At 73.3% G+C, this 22,751-nt stretch carries 5 protein-coding genes; all 5 read right to left on the reverse strand.

Annotated features, from left to right (window positions below):
* Positions 1–2 precede the first annotated feature (2 nt).
* Positions 3–1,223 (reverse strand): cytochrome P450, encoded by a 1,221-nt coding sequence (locus tag Ahu01nite_RS43185; RefSeq protein WP_203842580.1) that lies wholly within the window; start codon positions 1,221–1,223, stop codon positions 3–5.
* The gene (locus tag Ahu01nite_RS43190) at positions 1,220–8,371 is read right to left on the reverse strand and encodes a non-ribosomal peptide synthetase (protein ID WP_203842581.1); all 7,152 of its coding nucleotides are present in this window, start codon (positions 8,369–8,371) and stop codon (positions 1,220–1,222) included. The genes Ahu01nite_RS43185 and Ahu01nite_RS43190 overlap by 4 nt, the downstream gene beginning before the upstream one ends.
* Complete coding sequence (locus tag Ahu01nite_RS43195; RefSeq protein WP_203842582.1) at positions 8,368–16,200, reverse strand: non-ribosomal peptide synthetase; 7,833 nt, start codon at positions 16,198–16,200, stop codon at positions 8,368–8,370. Before Ahu01nite_RS43195 ends, Ahu01nite_RS43190 begins: the two co-directional genes overlap by 4 nt.
* Positions 16,197–22,262 (reverse strand): non-ribosomal peptide synthetase, encoded by a 6,066-nt coding sequence (locus Ahu01nite_RS43200; RefSeq protein WP_203842583.1) that lies wholly within the window; start codon positions 22,260–22,262, stop codon positions 16,197–16,199. The genes Ahu01nite_RS43195 and Ahu01nite_RS43200 overlap by 4 nt, the downstream gene beginning before the upstream one ends.
* Positions 22,263–22,452: 190 nt before the next feature.
* Positions 22,453–22,734 (reverse strand): hypothetical protein, encoded by a 282-nt coding sequence (locus tag Ahu01nite_RS43205; RefSeq protein WP_203842584.1) that lies wholly within the window; start codon positions 22,732–22,734, stop codon positions 22,453–22,455.
* Positions 22,735–22,751 lie beyond the last annotated feature (17 nt).

Genomic DNA, 22,751 nt, shown 5'->3' on the forward strand with positions numbered 1-22,751 from the left:
GCTCAGAGCCGGACCGGGAGTTCCTCGAGGCTGCGGTTGAGCAGCGAGGGTTGCCAGCGCGGCGGGCCGCCGGCGAGCGCGATGCCGGGGGCGGCGGCGAGCAGGTCGGTGATCGCGGAGCCGGCGACGAGCCGGGCGAGCGGGGCGCCGAGGCAGAAGTGCGCGCCCTGACCGAACCCCACGTGCGGGTTCGGGCTGCGGGTGATGTCGAGGCGGTCCGGGTTCTCGAAGCGGGCCGGGTCGCGGTTGGCGGCGGCGTGCACGAGATACATCCGCTGGCCGGCGCGCAGGTGCTGCCCGGCGAGGTCGAAGTCGGTGCCGACCTGCCGGATGGACATCTTGGACGGGCCGTCGAAGCGCAGCAGCTCCTCGACCGCCGGGCCCGCGAGCGCCGGGTCGGCGCGCAGCCGGTCCAGCTCGGCGGGGTGGCGCAGCAGGTTCCACATGCCGACCGCGATCAGGTTGCTGGTGGTCTCGCCACCGGCGAACGCGATGTGGGTCAGCATCGCGACGAACTCGTCGTCGCTGACGGAGTCGCCGACCAGGCCACCGGCGAGAGCAGCGCTGATCAGGTCCTCGCGCGGGTCGGCGCGGCGTTCGGCGACGAGTCGCTTGAGATAGCCGAAGAGGTCGAGCAGTGCCTGCTGGGAGCGTTCGTCGTCCTCCGGCGACTGCACCGCGCCGAGGGCGAGGTCGCCGACCCGGATCGCCCAGCGCTGGAACATCGCGGTGTCCTCGACCGGCACGCCCATCCAGGCCGCCGCGACCGTGGCGGGCAGCGGGCGGGCGAAGTCGGCGACCAGGTCGGTCACCGTACGCCCGGCACCGGCCTGGGCCGTGAGCCGCGCGACGGCCGCCTCGACCATGGGCCGGTTCCGGCGGACCTGGCGGGGGCCGAACGCGCCCTTGAACACCGACCGCAGCCGGCGGTGCTCGGGCGGGTCGACGAACACCATCCAGCCCGCCATGATCTCGAACGCGCGCGCCGCCTCGGGGGTCAGGAGGTGCTTCGGGGTCAGCCGCATGACCGGGCTGATCCGGTCGGCGGAGACGGCGGGCTCGTGGAAGCACGCTGCCACCTGCTCGTACCCGGTGATCAGCCAGGCGCGGTGCACGGAGCTGAAGTGGACCGGTGCGGCGGCGCGCAGCTCGCCCAGGTAGGGGTACGGGTCGGCGACGAGCTCATCGTCCAGCAGGTAACGGTCGCGAATCCCGGTGATCATGCGATTTCTCCGATCAGTTCGGCGACGGCGGCCACCTCGGGGGCGGTCATCATGCTGCGGTGGGTGCCGGGCAGGTGGTGCACGGTGAGGTCGCCGGGGAACATCCGCCGGCATTCCCGCTCGTACGTGGCGTATCCGGCGGGAGCCACCACGGACGGGCGCCCGGGTCCGGCGGTGAGCGCCTCCGCGGTGACCACGAGGTGCACCGGGCCGTGGTACTCGACGGGACGGTAGGTCGCGGAGGCGCGCAGCAGCGCCGTCCACATGCCGACCGGCCAGTCAGCGCCGAGCTGCGCCTCGGCCTCGTTGACGCCGGCGGCGAGCAGGGTCGCCACGAGCTCCCGTTCCTGACTCAGCCGGGCCGGGGTGCCGGGGGCCAGCTCGCGGATCGCCGCCCGCATGGTGACCGCCCGGTCGAGCAGGTCGAGCGCCTCGGTGACGGTGAACATCCCGGCCTCGTCGGGGGCGGCCGGTTCGAGCAGCAGCAGCGGCGCCACCTCGGCCCCGGCGGCGGTCAGCTGGATCGCCATCTCCTGCGCGATCGTGCCGCCCATCGACCAGCCGGTCAGCGTGTACGGGCCTGAAGGCCGGTAGGCGCGGATCTGCCGGACATAGTCCGCGGCGAGCCCCGTCATGGTGTCCGCGTCGGTGCCGCCGTCCATGCCCCGGGCCTGGATGCCGATGACCGGCCGGCCCGTGGTGACGTGCTGCGCGAGCGGGAGGTACCAGGCGACGCTGCCCCCGCTGGGGTGCACGCAGAACAGGGGGTCTCCGGTGCCCTCGCGCAGCATCACGAGGCCGTCGCCGGCGCGGCGGGTGTGCTCCTGTCCCCCGCCGGTGCGCCGGTCGACCGCGGCGGCGAGCGAGGCGACGGTCGGGTTCTCGAGGATGTCCGCGACGCCGATCGCGATGCCCTGGTCGCAGGCCCGCGCGGCGAGCCGGACGACGGCGAGGGAGTGGCCGCCCAGGTCGAAGAAGTCGTCGTTGATGCCGACCCGGTCGAGCTTGAGCGCCTCGGTCCAGAGCTTGGCGAGGAGACGTTCGGTTTCGGTACGCGGTTCGGCGTACGGCCGGTCGTCATCGGCGTAGCTGTCCGGGGCGGGCAGCGCGTTCCGGTCGAGCTTCTGGTTAGCGGTCATCGGCAGTTCCCGCATCACGACGTACGCCGCCGGCACGAGGTAGGCGGGCAGCCGGTCGCGCAGGTAACGACGCAGTTCCGCGGCATCGGGCGGGGTGTCGCCGACCGGCACGACATAGGCGACCAGGCGGGCATCACCCGAGGTGTGGATGACCACGGCGGCCATCGCCACGTCCGGGCGGCCGGACAGCACCGCCTCGATCTCGCCCGGTTCGATGCGGCGGCCCCGGATCTTGACCTGGCCGTCGATCCGGCCGCCGAAGTCGAGCTCGCCGTCGGCGCGCCAGCGTCCCCGGTCGCCGGTGCGGTAGAGCCGCCGGCCACCACCGGCCGGGTCGGGGCGCAGCCGGTCCGCGGTCAGCGCGGGCAGCCCGACATAACCACGGGCCGCGGCGTCGCCGCCGAGGTGGATCTCGCCGGTGACACCGACCGGGACGGGCCGCAGCTCGTCGTCGAGCACCAGCACGGCGGTCCGGGCGAGGGGGCGGCCGATCGGCACGCTGATCGCGTCCTGCGGCACGTCGTTCACCTCGTGGGCGGTGGCGAAGAACATCGTCTCGACCGGGCCGTACCCGTTGATGATCGCCAGCTCCGGCCAGCGGGCCCGCAGGTCGCGCAGGTGGGTCGGGGAGGCCGCCTCGCCGCCGAGCAGGATCCGGCGCAGGCCGCCGAGGTCGTCGAGGCGTTCCTCGGTGACCAGGTTGAACAGCGTGGTGGTGAGGAACGCGGTGGTGACGTGGTGCCGGTCGATCGCGGCGACGATGCCGTCCGGGGTGATCGGCGCGTCCGGGTAGAGCGCGCAGGTGCCGCCGTGCAGCAGCGGCCCGAAGATCTCGAAGACCGCGGCGTCCCAGCTGAAACTGCTCAGGTGCAGCACGGTCTCGTCGCCGGACAGGCCGAGCACCTCCTGCTCGACCAGCGAGTCGGCCAGGGCGCGGTGGGCGAGCGCGGTGCCCTTGGGCCGGCCGGTGGAGCCGGAGGTGTAGAGCACGCAGGCCACCTGGTCGGCGTCCGGTGCGGGAAGCGTCCGGGCGGGTCCGTCGATGTTGTCGTCAAGCGCGACGATGTGGCCGGCCGTGACCGCTGTGGTCCACTGCGGCTGGGCGAGCACGATGCGGGCGCCGGTGTCGGCGATCAGGGCGTCGAGGCGGCGGCTCGGGTCGCGCGGGTCCAGCGGCAGGTACGCCGCTCCCGCCTTGAGGATGCCGAGCACCCCGGCGATCAGCTCGACCGAGCGCTGGGCGCACAGGCCCACGACGTCCTCGGGGACGGTGCCCGCGGCGAGCAGGTAGCGGGCGATCCGGTCGGCACGCTCGCGGAGCTCGGCGTACGTGAGACAGCCCTCGTCGGTACGCAGTGCCACGCGGTCCGGCTGCGAAGCGGCGTACCCGTCGAAGATCTCCACCACGCTGCGGTCGTCGTGCCGGGAGGCGGGGCGGGCGGTGACCGGGTCGGCGTCGAGGGCGGGCACCGGGCGGCGGTCCGGGTGCCGGACCATGTCGGCGAGCAGCGTCACGAAGTCGTCGGCGAGGCTCTCCACCTGCGCCGCGGACATCCGGCCGGCGTCCGCCTCGAACGACACCCCGCCGGGCCCGGTCGTCACCATCAGGCCGAAGTTGGTGCGGGCGATCTCCTCGATCTCCTGCTTGTGCTCGGTGTCCAGGCCGTGGAAGTGGACGTAGTTGAACGCCGTGTCGACCAGCACCTCCCCCGCCCAGCGGCCCTTCTGCAGCTCAGCCAGGGGGTAGCGGCGATGCGGCATCAGCTCCTGCTCGGCGGTGAAGACGTCGGCGAGCAGACCGGTCCAGCTCGGGGCGGACGACTCCACGCCGAACGGCACGATGTTGAGGAACAGCCCGCGCATGCCCTCCGATCCGGCGCGCTCCGGACGGCCGTTGGTGGACATCCCGGTCGAGTACGCCTCACCGCCGGCCAGCCGGCCCATCAGGACGTGGTACGCCGTGAACAGCACCGTCCTGCGCGGCACCCCGGCCCGCGTGGCGAGCTCCTCGATGCCGCTCAGCAGCTCGTCGCCGAACGCGCGCAGGGCCTCGGTGGTGGACTTGTCGCCGTCCCCGGCCACCGAGCGCGGGATGCGTACCGGCGGGAACGTCTCGATGATGTGGTCCCAGTAGGAGCGTGCGGCCGGGTCGTCGAGCGCGGCCCGTTCCAGCGCCACGTACTCGGCGAAGCGCGGCCCCGGCGCTCCGGTGGCGGGCTCGTCCGCGCCGGTGAGCAGCGCGCGGTGCCGTTCGACGATCTCGGCGATCAGCGAGGTGAGGCTCCAGCCGTCCAGCACGGCGTGGCAGTCGGTGATGGTGAGCCGGTACTCGCGGGCGTTGAGGCGGTGGGCGTGCAGCCGGATCAGCGGCGGGACCGACAGCTCGAACCAGTGCACCGACTCGGCCCGCACGTAGTCGCGGACAACCGCGGTCTGCGCGTCGTCGTCGAGCCCGCCGAGGTCGTCGACGCCGACCGGCAGTGCGGCCTCGTGGTGCACGAGTTGCAGCGGTTCCTCGTAGGCACTCCAGTCGAAGCCGGTACGCAGGATCTCGTACCGCCGGACCACGGCGTCGACGGCCTCCTGCAGTGCCGCGGCGTCGAACCCGGCGGGCTCCTGCACCCGGAAACTGGTGACGTTGTGGTACGCGCCCTTGCCCGCGTCGGCGAGCAGCTCGTACAGCATGCCCTGCTGCATCCGGGTCAGCGGGTACGCGTCGTCGAGCCCCGCCGGCAGCCGGTCCCGGTCGGCCGCGGTGACCATCGAGAACCGGTCCACCGGCCCGTCGTGCCGATCGCCGTGGTCCACCTCCTCGTCCACCGCGCGGGCCAGGTCGCCGAGCGCCTGGTGTGCGAAGACGTCCCGCAGGCTGACCCGCAGGCCACGGCGTTCCGCGAGCCCGACCACGCGCAGCGCCAGGATCGAGTCGCCGCCGAGGTCGAAGAAGCGGTCCAGGATGCCGACCTGGTCCGCGTCGAGGGCCTCGCACCAGACGTCGGCCAGGATCCGCTCGGTCGGGGTGGCCGGGGGGACGTGCCGCCGGGCGGTGTCGAGGGCGGCGACCCGGCCGGTGGGCAGCGCGGCCCGGTCGACCTTGCCGTTCGCGGTCAGCGGCAGGCGGTTCAGGACGTTGAAGGCGGCGGGCACCATCGGCTCGGGCAGCCAGCCGAGCAGCCAGGCTCGCAGTTCGTCGCGCGACGGGCCGGCGGCGGCGTCCAGCACCAGGTAGGCGTCGAGGCGGTACTCGCCGGAACGCTCGCCGCGGGCCACCACGGCGGCCTGGGCGACGCCGGGGTGCCGCAGCAGCGCCGCTTCGACCTCGCCGAGCTCGATGCGGTGACCACGGATCTTGACCTGGTCGTCGGCGCGGCCCCGGAATTCGAGGTCGCCGTCGGAGGTCCAGCGGGCGCGGTCACCGGTGCGGTACATGCGGGCGCCGGGGGCGTACGGATCGGGCACGAAGCGGTCGGCGGTCAGTCCGGGGCGGCCGAGGTAGCCGCGGGCCAGGCCGGCGCCGCCGACGTACATCTCGCCGGTGACACCGATCGGGACCGGGCGCTGGTTGCGGTCCAGGACACGCACGGTGAGGTCGCCGAGCGGGCGCCCGATCGGGGAGGTCGCGTCGGCGGTCAGGTCGGCGGCGGTGACCAGGCGCTGCGTGACGTGCACGGTGGTCTCGGTGATGCCGTACATGTTGACGAGCAGTACGCCGTCGCCCGCAGGGGTGCCGAGCCAGCCGTCGAGCTCGGGGACGTCGAGCTTCTCACCGCCGAGCACGACCGTGCGTACGCCCAGCCCGGTCAAGGGTCGCTCCCCCAGCGCCGCCCGCAGGTTGCGGAACGCGCCCGGGGTCTGGCTCAGCACCGAGACCTGCTCGGCTTCGAGCAGGGCCGCGAAACGGTACGGGTCCCGCGCGGTCTCCCGGTCCACCAGCACCACCCGGCCGCCCCGGGTCAGCGCACCCCACAGCTCCCACACCGAGAAGTCGAACGCGTACGAGTGGAACAGGCTCCACACCCCACCCGCGGGCAGGTCCAGGGCGTCGTCGCAGGAGTCGAGCAGCCGGATCACCTGGCGGTGCGCGACGCACACGCCCTTGGGCCGGCCCGTGGACCCGGACGTGTAGATGACGTACGCGAGCCCGTCCGCCCCGGTGAGCGCACCAGGATCGCCGTCCGGCGCCGCCGCGATCGCCGGATCGTCCAGGAGCAGCAGATCATCGGGGTCGAGCGGCACCCGGTCCCCGAAGCCTGACGACACCACGGCGAGCCGTACCCCCGCGTCCCCGACCATGTATTCGAGGCGTTCCCGCGGGTGCTCCGGGTCGAGCGGCAGGTACGCGCCACCCGCCTTGAGGATGCCGAGCACCCCGACGGCGAGGTCGACGTCCCGGCTGACACACAGGCCGACGATCGTTTCCGGTCCCACTCCGGCGAGACGCAGCCGGTACGCGAGCCGGTTGGCGCGGCGGTTCAGCTCTGCATAGGAAACCCGATCAGCGCCCGCGGTGACGGCGACAGCGTCGGGGTGGGCGGCGGCGTGGCGCTCGAAGCGCTGGTGCAGCATGTCCGCCGACGGGTAGGAACGCGGCACCTCGGTCCAGCCCGCGAGCTGCCGCTCCTCGGCGGCGGGCAGCTCCAGCATGGACAGTGGCGCGTCGGGCCGGGTGGCGACCTGCTCCAGCAGCAGCCGGTACTGCGCCACCCAGCGGGCGACGGTCTCCGGCCGCCACAGCCCCGCCTTGTGGAAGAACGCGCCTGCCAGCCCACCGGCGCGCCGCGCGACCTGCAGGATCAGGTCGAACTTGACGGCGTCCAGGTCCAGGTCGAACCGCTCGCCGAGCACGTCACCGAGGCGCACCGGGCGGTCGTCGGTGTCGTCGTCGAGGCTGAACATGGTCCGGAACGGCGGCTGCGACGGGTCACGGCCGGGGCGCAGGGCGTTGATGACCTGCTCGTACGGGACGTCCTGGTGCTCGTAGGCCCCGAGCGCGTCGTCGCGTACCCGGCCGAGCAGCTCACCGAACGACGGATCGCCAGACAGGTCCGCGCGCAGGACGAGGGTGTTGACGAAGAACCCGATCAGGTTCTCCACCTCGGGCCGGTCGCGTCCCGCGACGGGGGTGCCGATGCCGAAGTCGTGCTGGCCGCTGAGCCGGGCCAGCAGCACCTGGTACGCGGCGGCCAGCGTCATGTAGAGCGTCGCGCCGTGCGCCCGGCCGACGCGTTCCAGCCCGGCGAGCAGCTCCGCGTCGAGGGTGAACTCCTGCGCCCCGCCGGCCCACGAGCTGCCGGGTGCCCCGGACCGGTCGGCGGGCAGATCGAGGGCCGGCACCCCGGTGAGCCGGTCCCGCCAGTAGCCGAGGTCCCCGGCGAGCCGGTCACCGGTCAGCTCCCGGCGCTGCCACGCGGCGAAGTCGGCGTAGCGCACCGGCAGCTCCGCGAGCTCCTCGCCGGCGTAGAGGGCCTCGATCTCGCGGACCAGAACGCCCATCGACCAGCCGTCCGCGACGATGTGGTGGACGCTGACCTGCACAACGTGCTCGCCGGCGCCGAGCCGCCAGACCACGACCCGGAACAGCGGGCCTGCGGACAGGTCGAACGGGAGCCGGGCCTGCGCCGCGGCGAGCTCGCCGACGGTGTCCGGGCGGTCCGACAGGTCGGCGACGGTGATGCCGTACCAGCCGGGGTCGATGTCCTGGCGCACCTCGCCGTCCTCCAGGGAGAACCGGGTCCGCAGTACGTCGTGCCGGGCGACCAGGGTGTCGAACGCGGCGGACAGCCGGTCGAGGTCCAGCGCGCCGGTGAGCCGCCACGCGACCGGGACGGTGTACGCGGGCCCGGAACCCTCGAGGCGGTCGAGGAACATCAGCCGGGCCTGGCCGAACGAGACGGGAAGCCCGCGGGTGGCCGTGCCCCGGGTCATCGGCTGCGCGGGTGACTGCGGCTCGATGCGTCCGGCCAGCCGCCTGCTGAGCAGCTCGCGTTGCGCGGTGGTGAGGACGGTCATGCGATTTCCTCCAGCTTCCGGGCGAGCCTGGCGATCGTGCGGGCCTCGAAGAAGGCGCGCAGCGTGAGGCGTACGCCGATGCGGTCGCGCAGCCGGGAGATGACCCGGAGCGCGGTGAGCGAGTGGCCGCCGAGCGCGAAGAAGTCGTCGTCGACGCCGAGGTCGCCCCGGTCGAGCAGGTCCTCCCACACCTCGGCGAGGACCTTCTCGGTCGTGGTGCGCGGCGCGACGTACTCGCGGGCCGGTGCCGCGGCGGCGATCTCGGGCAGCGCGGCCCGGTCGACCTTCCCGTTGCCCAGCAGCGGCAACTCGGGCGCCACGAGCAGGTCGGCGGGCACCATCGCGTGGGGCAGCCGCTCCTCGAGATGGGCGCGCAGGGCGGCGGTGGTGAGCCCGGGGCCGGCCTGGGCGTACCCGGCGAGTTTCCATCCACCGGCACCGTCGGGGCGGGCGAGCACCGCGGCGCCCCCGACCCCGGGGCAGGCCGCGAGCGCCGCCTCCACCTCGGCGGGCTCGACGCGGACCCCGCGCACCTTGACCTGCCGGTCGAGCCGGCCCCGGAACTCCAGGGTGCCATCCGCAAGACAGCGGGCGGCGTCTCCGGTGCGGTAGAGGCGGGTGCCGTCCGGGGCGGGCACGAAGGACGCGGCGGTCGCCCCGGGACGGTTCTGGTAGCCGCGGGCGACCCCGGCACCGCCGATGAAGATCTCGCCGAACACGCCGGCCGGGACCGGCCGCATCCCCCGATCGAGGATCTGCACGGTCGTGCCGGGCATCGGGCGGCCGATCGGCACCCGGTCGTGCTCCGCCGCCGGGTCGAGGTCGTGGACCGTGGTCGTGATGGTGGCCTCGGTCGGGCCGTACTGGTTGACGACCCGCCGCAGGCCCGGCAGCGCCCGGTGGAGCTTGGTGAGCAGGCCGGGCGTGCAGGCCTCGCCGCTCACCGTCAGCAGGCGCAGGCCGGGCAGCTGGCCGGCGGTGAGGTCGCCGCCGTCGAGCAGGTGGTGCAGCAGCGACGGCACGATGCTGAGGATCGCCGTCGGCGCGGGTCGCCCGGCGAGGTCGGTGCCGAGCGTGGACAGATCGGACTGCTCAGCCATCAGCACGGTGGCGCCGACGGTCAGCGGCCCGACGCAGTCCCGCAGGAACGCGTCGAACGACGGGGTGGCCCGTTGCAGGACGACGTCCGCGCCGCCGAGGCGGTAATGCTTCAGGATCGTCTCCAGGTACGCCGCCACGTTGCCGAAGTCGGTCAGCACTCCTTTCGGGCGACCGGTCGAGCCGGAGGTGTACGTGACGTAGGCGAGGTGATCGGGGCGGATGTCCACGGTGGGGGCGCTCTGGGCGTACCCCTCAAGGCTTGTCATTGTTCGGGGGGTGACCAGGAGCTGGGCGTCGGAGTCCTCGCGCAGCTCGGCGATCCGCCGGGCCGGCAGGTCCGGGTCGAGGGCGACGAACGCCGCGCCGGCCTTCCAGATCCCCAGCACCGCGACCAGCGTGTCCGCGCCGCGGGGCAGCCGCAGCCCGACCCGGCACTCCGGTCCTGCGCCGTGCGCGAGCAGGTAGTGCCCGAGCTGGTTGGCGCGTCCGTCGAGCTCGGCGTAGGTGAGGGTCGCGTCGGCGGCGATCACCGCGGTGGCGTGCGGGGTGAGCCGGACCTGCTCGGTGAGCGTGTCCAGGAGCAGGGTGGACTGTCGCGGGGGTGATGCCGTGACAGCGCTCGGGAACAGGTCACCCAGCCGGGTCGCGGGGTGGTCCACGATCACGGCGAGCAGCTGCCGGTAGGCGCCGGCCATCCGCTCGGCCGTCGCGGTGTCGAGGATGTCGGTGCTGTAGTCGAGGCTCCCGGCGAGCCCGTCCGGGCCGTGCACCATTTCGAGGGTCAGGTCCAGCTTCGCGGCACGGCGGTCCAGCGGCACCGCCGGCCCGGTGGCGGATCCGAGATCCAGCTCGCCCAGGGTCCAGTCGTTGAACGTGAACATCGTCTGGAACAGCGGCGACCGGGCCAGGTCGCGGTCCGGGTGCAGGGCCTCGACCAGCTTCCCGAAGGGCACCGCCTGATGACGGTACGCGTCCAGCGCCCGGTCACGCACCCGGTCGAGCAGCTCCCCGAACGCGGGGTCGCCACCGAGATCGGCCCGCATCACCAGCGTGTCCAGGAAGAACCCGACGACGTCGCGGATCTCCGCCCGGCCCCGGCCCGCGACCGGCGTGCCGACCCCGAAGTCGTCCTGCCCGGTCCAGCGCCCGAGCAGCGCCTGGAACCCCGCGAGCAGCGTCATGTAGAGCGTCGCGCCGTGCTCCCGGCCCAGCTTCTCCAGCCCGGCCGCCACCTCGGGGGCGACGGTGAACTCGCAGGTGCCACCCTCGCCGGTGCGGCGCGCGGGCCGCGGGTGGTCGGCGGGGAGCTCCAGGTCGGGCAGTGCGGCGAGCCGGTCGCGCCAGTAGTCCAGGTCCGCCGTCGCACGGTCCCCGGTCAGCTCGCCGGCCTGCCACGCGGCGTAGTCGGCGTAGCGGACGGGCGGGGCCGGGAGGTCCGCGCCGCCGTAGAGGGCCTGGAGGTCGTTGATGAGGACGCCGAGGGACCAGCCGTCGGCGACGCTGTGGTGCATCGCGAGGAGCAGGACGTGCTCGTCGTCGCGTACCTGCCAGAGGACGGCCCGGAAGAGGTTGCCCGCGGTCAGGTCGAACGGCGTCCTGGCAGCGTTCTCGGCTGCCTGCACTGCTTCGGCGAGGGTGGGCGCGGTGTGCCGGGTCAGGCCGGTCCAGCCGGGTTCGAGGTCCTGGCGCACCTCGCCGTCGGTGAGCGTGAAGCGGGTACGCAGCGCGTCGTGCCGGGCCACCAGGATGTCGAGCGCGGTGGCGAGGCGGGCAGGGTCGAGCGGGCCGGTGAGGTGCCAGGCCACCGGGATGATGTACGCCGCCCCGGCGTCCTCCAGGCGGTCCAGGAACACCAGCCGCGCCTGGCCCGAGGTGACCGGCAGCCCGGTCGTCGCGGTGCCGCGGACGATCTCACCGGTCACCGGGGATGCGTCGTCGAGGAGCCGGGCGAGCGCGGCGACCGTCCGGGTGGCGAAGAGGTCGCGGAACGAGATCTCCCGGCCGGTGCGGGCGGCGATGGCGCTGACCACGCGGATGGCGAGCAGCGAGTGGCCGCCGAGGTCGAAGAAGTCGTCGTCGGTGCCGGGTTCGGGGATGCCCAGGACGTCCGCCCAGACCTCGGCCACGGCGTGTTCCATCGGGGTTCCGGGGGCCCGGCGGTTCTTGGTCGGCGTGGGTGTGGGCTCGGGTAGTGCCGCGCGGTCGACCTTGCCGTTGGCGGTGATCGGGAGGGCGGCGAGGATCTGGACGGTGGCGGGCACCATGTACGCGGGGAGCTGCTGGGCCACGAAGCCGCGCAGGTCACCGGGCTCCTGGTCGGCTATGGCGTATGCGGCCAGGGAGAGGGTGCCGGCGCGGTCCGGGCGGGCCACGACGACGGCGTCGCGGACGGCGGGGTGGCGGCGGATTGCCGCTTCGATCTCGCCGAGCTCCACGCGGAAGCCGCGGATCTTCACCTGGCCGTCGGCGCGGCCGATGAACTCGAGGGCTCCCGTCCTGTTCCAGCGGACCAGGTCGCCGGTGCGGTAGAGCCGGCCGCCGGGCTCGCCGAAGGGGTCGGGCACGAAGGACGAAGCGGTGCGGGCCGCCGCGCCGAGGTAGCCGCGGGCCAGGCCGGGGCCGCCGAGCAGCAGCTCACCGGTCACGCCTTCAGGCACCAGTCGCAATTGATCATCGACCACGTAGGCGGTCGTGTTGGCCAGCGGCCGCCCGATCGGCACCCGCGCCACGTGGTCGGTGACCGGCCGCTCGCTCGGCTCCTGCGCCGCGGGGTCGGTGACCGGCTGCTCGCTCGGCTCCTGCGCCGCGGGGTCGGTGACCGGCTGCCAGGTGGCGAACGTCGCTGCTTCGGAGGGGCCGTACATGTGCAGGAGGGCGCCGGCACGGGCGCGGTGGGCGATGGCGTTCACCGCGGTCGGGTCGGCGGCCTCGCCACCGAACAGGACGTGGCGCAGGCTGTCGAACGCGTCGGGGCGCTCCCGGACCACCTGGTTGAACAGGGCGGTGGTGAGGAACAGCGTGGTGATCCCGTGGCGGGCGAGGTGTGCGGTGAGCGCGGCGGGTGACAGCACCACGTCGGGCGGGGTGACGACGACGGTGGCGCCGGCGACCAGGGGCGCCCACAGCTCGAACGCGGCGGCGTCGAAGACCGGGTTGGCGGCGAAGGCGACCCGGTCGCCGGGGCCGAGGTCCGCGTATCCGCCCTCGCGCACGGTCCGGACCGCTGCCCGGTGGGTGATGCCGATGCCCTTGGGTCGGCCGGTCGAGCCGGAGGTGTAGACGATGTACGCGAGGTTGTCCGGGTGCACGCCTGCGTCGAACGCCGCCGCAGCGGGATATTCGGCCGTGGGGTCGACGATCCGGCAGCCGTCGGCGCGGCCTTCCACGGTGATGAGCAGGTCGGCGTTGCAGTCGGTCATCATGATCCGGGTACGCGCGGCCGGCTGCGCGGTGTCCAGCGGCAGGTACGCGCCACCGGCCTCGAGCACCGCGAGCTGCGCGACGACAAGCTCCGCCGAGCGCGGCAGGCTCACCGCGACCACCGTCTCCGGCCCGACGCCGAGGCCGCGAAGGTGCGCGGCGAGCCGGTGCGCCCGCTCGAGCATCCCGGCATACGACCAGACGCGCTCGCCGTCGACGATCGCCGGGCCGTCGCCTGTGACGAGCTGGTGCAGGCAGAGCTCGGGTAGCCGCGGCCGGTCCGCCGTGCCGAGGCTCAGCAAGCGGTCGCGGTCGCCGGCGCCGAGAGCTTCCTCTCCGTCGAGCAGGCGCCGGAAGCCGTCGGCGAGCCGCTCCACCGTGGAGTCGTCGAACAGGTCGGTGGCGTACTCGAAGAGGCCCGAGAGCGTGCCGTCCGGGCCGCGATCGATGAACAGCGTGAGATCACACTTCGCGGTGCGCCAGCCGACCGGCACCTCGGTCACAGTCGTCCCGGGCAGCCGCAGCGCGGTCTCCCCCGTGTCACGCAGGGCGAACATCGCCTGGAAGACAGGCGTACGGCTCGCATCGCGTACCGGCCGCAGATCCTCGACCACCCGCTCGAACGGCAGATCCTGGTGCTCCTGCGCGGTGAGCACAGCCTCGCGGACCCGGTCGATCAGCTCGCCGCGCGCCGGGTTACCCGTCAGGTCGGCCCGGATCGCGAGCGTGTTGACGAAGAAGCCGACGACGTCCTCGGTCTCGGGGCGCGACCGGCCCGCGGCGGGCGTACCGATGGCGAAGTCCTGCTGGCCGCTCCACCGGCCGAGCAGCACCTGGAACGCCGCGAGCAGCACGGTGTGGACGGTGGTGGCGTGTTCCTGGGCGATCCGGGTCAGCGCCGGGACCACGTCGGCGGGCAGCTCGAAGCGGTGGGTGGCGCCGGCGCTGCCGAGCACGGTGGGCCGCTGCCTGTCGGTGGGCAGTTCCAGCGCGGGTACGCCGCCCAGCACGCCACGCCAGTGCGCCAGCTCCCGCTCCTCGCGCTCCGGGGTGAGTTCGGCGCGCTGCCACGCCACGAAGTCCTGGTAGGAGGAGGCGGGAGCGGGGGTGAGCACGCCGGCGTAGAGGTTGCCGAGTTCCTGGGCGATCAGGCCGAGCGACCAGCCGTCCGCGACCACGTGATGCAGCACCAACAACAACACGTCGTGCTCCGGCAGACGGAACAGCACGGCTCGCCACAGCGGCCCGGCGGCCAGGGCGAACGGGCGGCGCAGCTCGTCAGTGGCCAGCTCGCCGGTCCACTCGTCGTGGTCGGCGCGGCGCAGGTCCACCGCGGGGGTCTCCTCGACGACCGGCTCGACCTGCCCGGCGACGACCGGGAAGCGGGTGCGCAGCGCGTCATGCCGGGCGGCGAGCCGTTCCAGCGCGCGCCGCAGGCCGGTCTCGTCGAGCCGCCCCTCGATCCGCCAGGCCACCGGGATCACGTAGGCGGGGCTGTCCGGCTCGAGGTGCTGCAGAAACAGCAACCGATCCTGACCGGAGGAGGTACGCGGACCAGCGCCCTCCACCACCTCGGCGGCAGCGGCAACCGGCGCAGCCCTGGTAGCGAGCGTCTCCACGGTCAGGCCGTCGAACAGCTCGCGGACGGTGAGGTCGACGCCCACCTCCTCGCGCAGCCGGGCGATCAGGCGCACGGCGAGCAGCGAATGGCCACCCAGCTCGAAGAACGTGTCGTCGATCCCGACCGCGCCGATGCCGAGCACCGACGCGTACACCGCGGCGATCCGTTCCTGCGCCGGCGTCTGTGGTGCGCGGTAGGCGGTGGCGATCTCGGGGCGTTGCGGGGCGGGCAGCGCCTTACGGTCCAGTTTGCCGTTCGGGGTCAGCGGCAGCTCGTCCAGCGCCACGAACGTCGACGGGATCATGTAGGAGGGCAGCCGGTCGGCGAGGCGGTCCCGCAGCTCGTTCAGGTCGAGGCCCGCGCCGACGACGTACGCGATGAGGCGCACCTCGGCAGCGGACCCGGCCGCCACGACGACCGCGGCACGGACCCCGGGCTGCTCGCCGAGAACGGCCTGGATCTCGCCGGGCTCGACCCGGTTGCCGCCGAGCTTGAGCTGCTCGTCGACGCGGCCCAGGCAGTCGACCACCCCGGGGCTGTGCCAGGCGGACAGGTCGCCGGACGCGTACATCCGGGTGCCGGGCTCGCCGTAGGGGTCGGGCCGGAACCGGTCCGCGGTGAGCCCGGGCCGGCCGAGATAGCCACGGGCCAGCTGGACGCCCGCCAGGTACAGCTCGCCGGAGCGTTCGGCGGGCCGCAGCTCGTCGTCGAGGATGTGCAGCTGGGTGTTCGCGACGGCGGACCCGATCGGGACGCGCGGGCCGGTCCAGCCGGGCTCGCAGTGCCAGGCGCTGACCTCGATCGACGCCTCGGTCGGACCGTAGAGGTTGTGCAGGTCCACGTCGGGCAGCAGCCGCATCAGCCGCTCGGCCAGGTCGACCGGCAGGGCCTCGCCGCTGGTCATCACGCGGCGCAGGCTGTGGCACCGCTCGACGCCGGGCTCGCCGGTGAACATCGCCAGCATGGTCGGGATGAAGTGCACGGTGGTGATCTCGCGGGAGCGGATGAGGTCGAGGAGGTAGCGGCTGTCGCGGTGGCCACCGGGGCGGGCGATCACGAGCCGGGCGCCGGCGATGAGCGGCCAGAACAGTTCGTAGACCGAGACGTCGAACGCGTACGGCGTCTTCTGCACCACCCGTTCGTCGGGGGTCATGCCGTACTCGTTCTGACCCCAGCGCAGCCGGTTGACGACGCCGCGGTGCTCGACCACCACGCCCTTGGGCAGCCCGGTCGAGCCGGACGTGAACATGACGTACGCGGTGTTGCGGTCGCTCAGCACGGCCGGTTCCAGCACGTCCGGCTCGTCGGCCGTGTCCGCCGTGGTCAGCTCGGTGAGGCCGGGCAGGCCCAGGTCGCGGTCCATGCCGGGGCCGCGGAGCAGCGCCACCGCGCCGGCGGATTCCGTCATGTAGCTCAGCCGGTCGGTCGGCAGTTCGAGATCCAGCGGGAGGTACGCTGCCCCGCTCTTGAGGATGCCGATCAGCCCGACGACGAGGTCCAGGGAACGTTGCGCTGCGAACGCGACCACCGTCTCGGGACCGGCCCCACGGCGGCGCAGCGCGTTCGCCAGGCGGTTGGCGCGCAGGTCCATCTCCCGGTACGTCAGCTGCGTACCGTCGAATTCCAGGGCAATCGCGTCCGGGGTGCGCCTGGCCTGCGCCTCGATCAGCTCATGGATGGTCTTCACGCCTGGCCCCCCATCGCGCGGGCGACGTCCTCGTCGGTCATGGCAGCGATCTCGCGCACGAGTTCCTCCTCGACCGCGGCGGCGAGCCGGGCCACGGTGGGTCGTTCGAACAGGGTCCGCAGGCCGACGTCGCAGCCGAAGGCCGCCCGCAGCCGTACGGTGACCCGGGTCGCGAGCAGCGAATGGCCACCCAGGTCGAAGAAGTTGTCGTGCACCCCGATCCGGTCGGTGCGCAGCACCTCGCGCCACACCGCGGCGACGGTCTCCTCGGCGGGCGTACGCGGCGGCTCGTAGGCGGCCAGGTCCGCGCGGTGGCCGTCCGGGCTGGGCAGGCGGGCCGGATCGAGCTTCCCGCCGACCGTACGCGGCAGCTCGTCGACGAGGATCGTGACGGCGGGTACCAGGTACGCGGGCAGCCGTTCGGCGAGCCATTCGCGGGCCGGTGCGCGGCCGGCGACGTACGCGACGAGCCGGTCCTGCTCGGCAAGCACCGCGACGTCACGCACGTCCGGGTGTTCGCGCAGCCGGGCCTCGACCTCGTCCGGCTCGACCCGGAACCCGCGGATCTTCACCTGGTCGTCGCGGCGGCCCCGGAACTCCAGCTGTCCCGCGGTGTTCCAGCGCACCAGGTCCCCGCTGCGGTACATCCGTGCGCCGGGTTCGGCAGGGTCGGGGAGGAACCGGTCGGCGGTCAGGCCGGGGGCGCCGAGATAGCCGCGGGCGAGGAGGCTGCCACCGATGAACAGCTCGCCGACCGTGCCGACGGGCACCGGCCTCAGGTTCTGGTCGAGGACCTTCAGGTCGCGGTCGCCGAGCGCGCGGCCGATCGGCACCACCGGGCCGGACACACCGGCGGGTACGTCGTAGGCGGTCGCGGAGATGGTGGCCTCGGTCGGCCCGTACGTGTTGACGACCGCCGCGCCGGGGTGCAGCTCGTTCCAGCGGGTCAGGTCGGCGGGCCGGACCGCGTCGCCGCCGAGCACCAGCAGCCGCAGTGTCGACAGGTCCCGCGCGGTGGAATCGGCGAGGAGCTCGGTCAGGTACGCGGGGACCAGCTCCATCACGGTCACGCCGTGCCGGTCCACGTCGGCGACCAGCTCCGCCGGGTCGATGAGGCCGTGACCGGGCAGCACCAGGGAGCCGCCGCAGGTGAGGACGGGGAAGATCTGCTCGACGGACGCGTCGAACGCGAGCGCGGCGAACTGCAGCACCCGGTCGGCGGCGGTCAGCGCGAACCGGCGGCGCATCCGCTCGGCGTGCGCGCTCATCGCGCCCCGGGACACCCCGACGCCCTTGGGCCGGCCGGTGGATCCCGAGGTGTAGATGACGTACGCGAGCTGCTCCGGGTCGGATCCTTCTCTCAAAAAGCCTTGGGACGACGGCAGCGTGTCCTGCAACGTGAGGGTGAGCCCCGCGTCGGCGGTCACCAGGTCGACGCGCTCGGCGGGCCAGGACGGGTCGATGGGTACGTAGGCGGCGCCGGCCTTCAGCACACCGAGCACGGCGATCACCATGTCGATACCGCGCGGGAACCGGACGCCCACTGTGGACTCGTTCCGCATGCCTTGCTTTTGCAGCCAGACCGCTACGCCATCGGAACGCGCGGCGAGGTCGGCGTAAGACACCGTCAGGTTTCCACTGCGCACCGCGACGGACTCAGGGGTGAGGGCGGCTTGACGGGTGAACGCCTCGACCACGTCGTTTGCGGTGGCGCTGTCCTCGCCTGCGCCGTAGTTGCTCAGGAGATCGTTTTCCCCGGCGGGCAGGTCGAGCTGTGACAAGCGGACCGACGGGTCGCGGACGACGTCGGTGAGGGTCCGGCGGCAGCGTTCGATGAGCGCCCGGACGGTCGTGGGGTCGAACAGGTCAGTGCGGAACTGCACGAAGCCGCCCGCCGCACCGGGGTCGGTGGTGAACGTGACCATCAGGTCGAACTTGGTCACGTCGAACGGGATCTCGGCGGGCCGCAGCCGCGCGGCGCCGAGCCGGGGTGCGCCGACGGACCGGACCTCGAGGTCGAAGAGCACGTCGAACAGCGGGGTACGCCCCGGCTCGCGCTCCGGCCGCAGCTCCTCCACGACCCGTTCGAACGGCACGTCCTGATGGGCGTACGCGTCCAGCGCGTGATCACGTACCCGGGTCAGCAGCTCGCCGAACGACGGGTCGCCGCCGAGCCCGGCCCGCATGACCAGCGTGTTGACGAAGAAGCCCACGACGTTCTCCACCTCGGGGCGGGTTCTCCCTGCCACCGGCACGCCGACGGCGAAGTCGTCCTGCCCGCTCCACCGGCCCAGCACCGCCTGGAAAGCGGCGAGCAGCGTCATGTACAGCGTCGCGCCGTGCTCCCTGCCGAGGCGTTCCAGCCCCGTGACGAGCTCCGGGTCGAGGGTGAACCCGCAGGTGTCACCGGACCAGGACGGCTGCTCGGGGCGCGGCCGGTCGATGGGCAGCCGCAGCGCGGGCAGGTCGGCGAGGCGATCGCGCCAGTAGTCCAGGCCGCTGTCGGCTCCCGCCTCGCGGCGCTGCCAGCCCGCGTAGTCCGCGTACTGCACCGGCAGGTCGGCGAGGGTGTCGCCGTCGTAGAGCGCGCCGAGATCGCGGACGAGTACGCCCATCGACCAGCCGTCCGAGACGATGTGGTGCATGGCGAGAACGAGCAGGTGGTCGTCGTCGCCGGCCCGCCACACCAGCGCCCTGAACAGCGGGCCGCGGCTCAGGTCGAACGGCACGTGCAGTTCCTGCGCCGCGCGGCGGGCCGCGTCGTCCCGGTCGTCGGCCTCGCGCCAGTCGCTCGTGATCTCCGAGGTCGCCGAGACCCTTTGCACGGGCCGCGACTCCATGACCGGGAACGTGGTGCGCAGGGACTCGTGCCGGTCGGCAAGGCGGCGCAGCGCCCGGTCGAGGCGGGCCTTGTCCAGGGGTCCGTCGACCCGCCAGGCCAGGGCCGCCATGTAGTCGGGCGACTCCGGGTCCATCCGGTTCAGGAACCACATGCGGTCCTGCGCGAACGACAGCGGGAAGTCACCCGTACGCACGAGCCGGTCGATCGTCGTCCGGGAGGCTGGTGCGTCGGCGGGCAGGGCCGCGGCGAGCTCGGCGATCGTGGGGTGCTCGAAGAATCCGCGTACGTCCACGGGCCGGTTCAGGGCCTTGGTCAGGCGCGCGGCGGCGATGGTGACGAGCAGCGAGTGCCCGCCGAGGTCGAAGAAGTTGTCGTGCACGCCGACCCGGTCGAGCTGCAGCACCTCGCACCACACCCGGGCGAACGCCTGCTCGGTGGCGTCGCGCGGGGCGACGAAACCGGTGGCCGGTTCGGGGCGGTGGCCGTCCGGGTCGGGCAGCCGCGCCGGGTCCAGCTTGCCGCCGACGGTCCGGGGCAGCTCGTCCATCGGCACGAACACGGCCGGGATCAGGTATTCCGGCAGCCGCCCGGCGAGCCAGTCCCGGTCCGGGCCGGAGCCCGCGAGGTACGCCACGAGCCGGTCGCGCCAAAGGATCACCGCGGCGTCGCGGACGCCGGGGTGTTCACGCAGCCGGGTCTCCACCTCGCCCAGCTCGACCCGGAAGCCGCGCACCTTGACCTGCCCGTCGCGGCGGCCCCGGAATTCCAGGGTGCCGTCGCCGCGCCAGCGCACGAGGTCGCCGGTGGCGTACAGGCGGGAACCGGGGGTCAACGGGTCGGGCACGAACCGGTCGGCTGTCAGCGCGGGACGGCCCAGGTAGCCGCGGGCCAGGTGGCCGCCGCCGATGAACAGCTCGCCGACCGACCCGGCCGGGACCGGGCGCAGGTCACCGTCGAGCACGTGCAGCCGGCGGTCGCCGATCGCGCGCCCGATCGGCACCACCGGACCGGCACCGGCGGGGATCTCGTGGAGAGTGGCGGTGACGGTCGTCTCGGTCGGCCCGTACGCGTTGAGCAGCTCCACATCCGGGGCGAGCCCGGACCAGCGGGCGAGGTCGGCCGGGCGGACCGCCTCCCCGCCGAGGATCATCAGCCGCAGCGGGCCCGGCGTCCAGCTGGTGTCCTCCAGTGCACCCAGCAGCTCCCCGAAGTAGGCGGGCGGCAGGTTGGCCACGGTGACGCCGTGGCGGTCCAGCAACGCGCGCAGCACCGGCGGCGCGACCAGCCCGTGCTCCGGCAGCACCAGCGTCGCGCCGCAGGTCAGCGCCGGGAAGATCTGCTCGGCGGACTGGTCGAACGCGAGCGCCGCGAACTGCAGCACGCGGTCGGTGCGGCCCAGCGCGTACCGGCGCCGGATCCGCTGCACGTGCGCGCCGATCGAGCCGCGGGAGATGCCGACGCCCTTGGGCCGGCCGGTGGATCCGGAGGTGTAGATGACGTACGCGAGCTGCTCCGGGTCGGCGACCGGGGTGACCACCGGCTCGGCGTCCTTCTCGGGCAGCGTCCCCTGCAGCATCAGCGAGACACCGGCGTCGGCGATCACGAAGTCGACCCGTTCGCCGGGCCACGCGGGATCGACCGGCAGGTACGCCGCTCCGGCCTTGAGCACGCCCAGCACGGCGACGATCATGTCGGCGCCGCGCGGGAACCGTACGCCGACGATGGTCTCGGCTCCGGCGCCGTGGGCCCGCAGCCAGGACGCGACCCGGTCGGCGCGGGCGTCGAGGCCGGCGTACGACAGCGTGGTGTCCCCCGCGATCACCGCGACGGCGTCCGGGGTCCGCCGCGCCTGCCGTTCGACGGCCGTGACCAGGTCTCCCGGGGTGGCCGTGTCCCCCGCGCCGAAACCGCGCACCAGCGCCAGCTCGGCGGCGGGCAGCTCCAGGGTGCCCAGCCGGGTGGACGGGTCGGTGACCACGGCGGCGAGCAGGTCACGGAACCGGCTGACCAGCCACTCGATCGTGGTGCGGTCGAACAGGTCGCTGCGGTAGACGACCGTGGCGGCAAGGTCGTCGGCGCGGGGCTCGACGAACAGCGACACGTCGAACAGCGCCTTGGGCCGGTCCGCCTCGAAGTCGGTGAACCGCAGCGATCCGTGCTCCGCGCCGCCCGGCACGTTCTGCATCGCGAACCACGCGTGCACCAGCGGCGCGCCGGCGTCGTGCCGGTCCGGGCGCAGCTCGTGCACCACGCGCTCGTAGGGCACGTCCTGGTGGTCCAGCGCGTCCAGGGTGTTGTCGCGGACGGCGTCCAGCAGCCCCGCGAAGTCCGGGTCGCCCGCGAGGTCGGTGCGCAGGACCAGGGTGTTGACGAAGAATCCGATGAGGTTCTCGACCTCGGGGCGGCTGCGTCCCGCGACGGGGGTGCCGATGCCGAAGTCGGGGGCGCCGCTCCACCGGGCGAGCAGCATCTCGTACGCGGCCAGGAGGGTCATGTAGAGCGTGGCGCCGTGCTCCTGGCCGAGCTCGCGGAGCCCGGCGGTGAGCTCGGCGTCGATGGTGAACTCGCAGGTCGCGCCCGCCACCGAGGGCTGCTCGGGGCGCGGGTGGTCCACCGGCAGGTCGAGCGGGCCCAGGCCGGCGAGCCGGTCGCGCCAGTAGCCGGCCTCCGCGGGGTCGCCGTCGACCTCGTCGCGCTGCCAGGTGGCGAAGTCCGCGTACGTCATCGGCAGGTCCGGCGGGGTGCCGTCGTCGTAGAGGGTGCCCAGCTCGCGGATCATCACGCCCATCGACCAGCCGTCGGAGACGATGTGATGCGTCGCGGTGAGCAGGACGTGCTCGGTTTCGGACATCCGCCACACGATCACCCGCAGCAGCGGCCCGGTGGCCAGGTCGAACGGTTGCTGCGCGACGGCTTGTGCCTCGCGGGCCACCATGGCGGCGGAATCGGCGTCCCGCCACTCGATCGGCACGCCGGACTCGCCGGCGATCACGGCGACGGGGGCGCCGTCGCGGGCGGTGAAGGTGGTCCGCAGCGAGTCGTGCCGCCCGGCCAGCGTCGCGAACGCCCGCTCGAAGCGGGTGCGGTCCAGCGAGCCGTGGATGCGCCACATCGGGGTCGCCACGTAGGAGGTGCTGCTGCCACCCTCGAGGTCGTCCAGGAACCACAATCGGCGCTGGGCGAATGAGGGAGCGTATTCGACAGTTTCCGTGTGACGCATTCCGACTCCTTGAAACGATTGTCCTGTGCGAAGGGTTTACCGGCCTTTCCTACTGCCAGCCCATGTCCCGGTCCTGCATGGTGATCTGCCTCCTTGCCTCCAGTCCCCCGCCGGTCAACTACCAAAAGCGTCACGCATTCATGGCGGCGAATCCAGGGAATGCGACTGGACACAACCTGCAGTGGCCGGATCAGTCCACCGGTGGCCGGATCGGGACAGCCGCGCAACGCACCAGCGTCGCGCCGCCCGCGGTGAGGCACCGCAGCACCATTCCCCGTACGCCGAGTTCCGCGGCGACCACCGAACCGGCCACCACATATGCACCGAGTACGACATCGCGGTCGCTGTCCACGTGAATCGCCACGTGCCGGACACCGGCCATCATGGACAGTCGATCATGCGGCGCGGTCCACCAAGATCCGTTTCCGGACGCGCCCGGCCGCCGTCGCAGGTGGACCTGGATGAGGTACATCGGTCTAAGGTCGCATC

This window comes from Winogradskya humida, from assembly GCF_016862215.1.
GTDB classification, from domain to species: Bacteria; Actinomycetota; Actinomycetes; order Mycobacteriales; family Micromonosporaceae; genus Actinoplanes; species Actinoplanes humidus.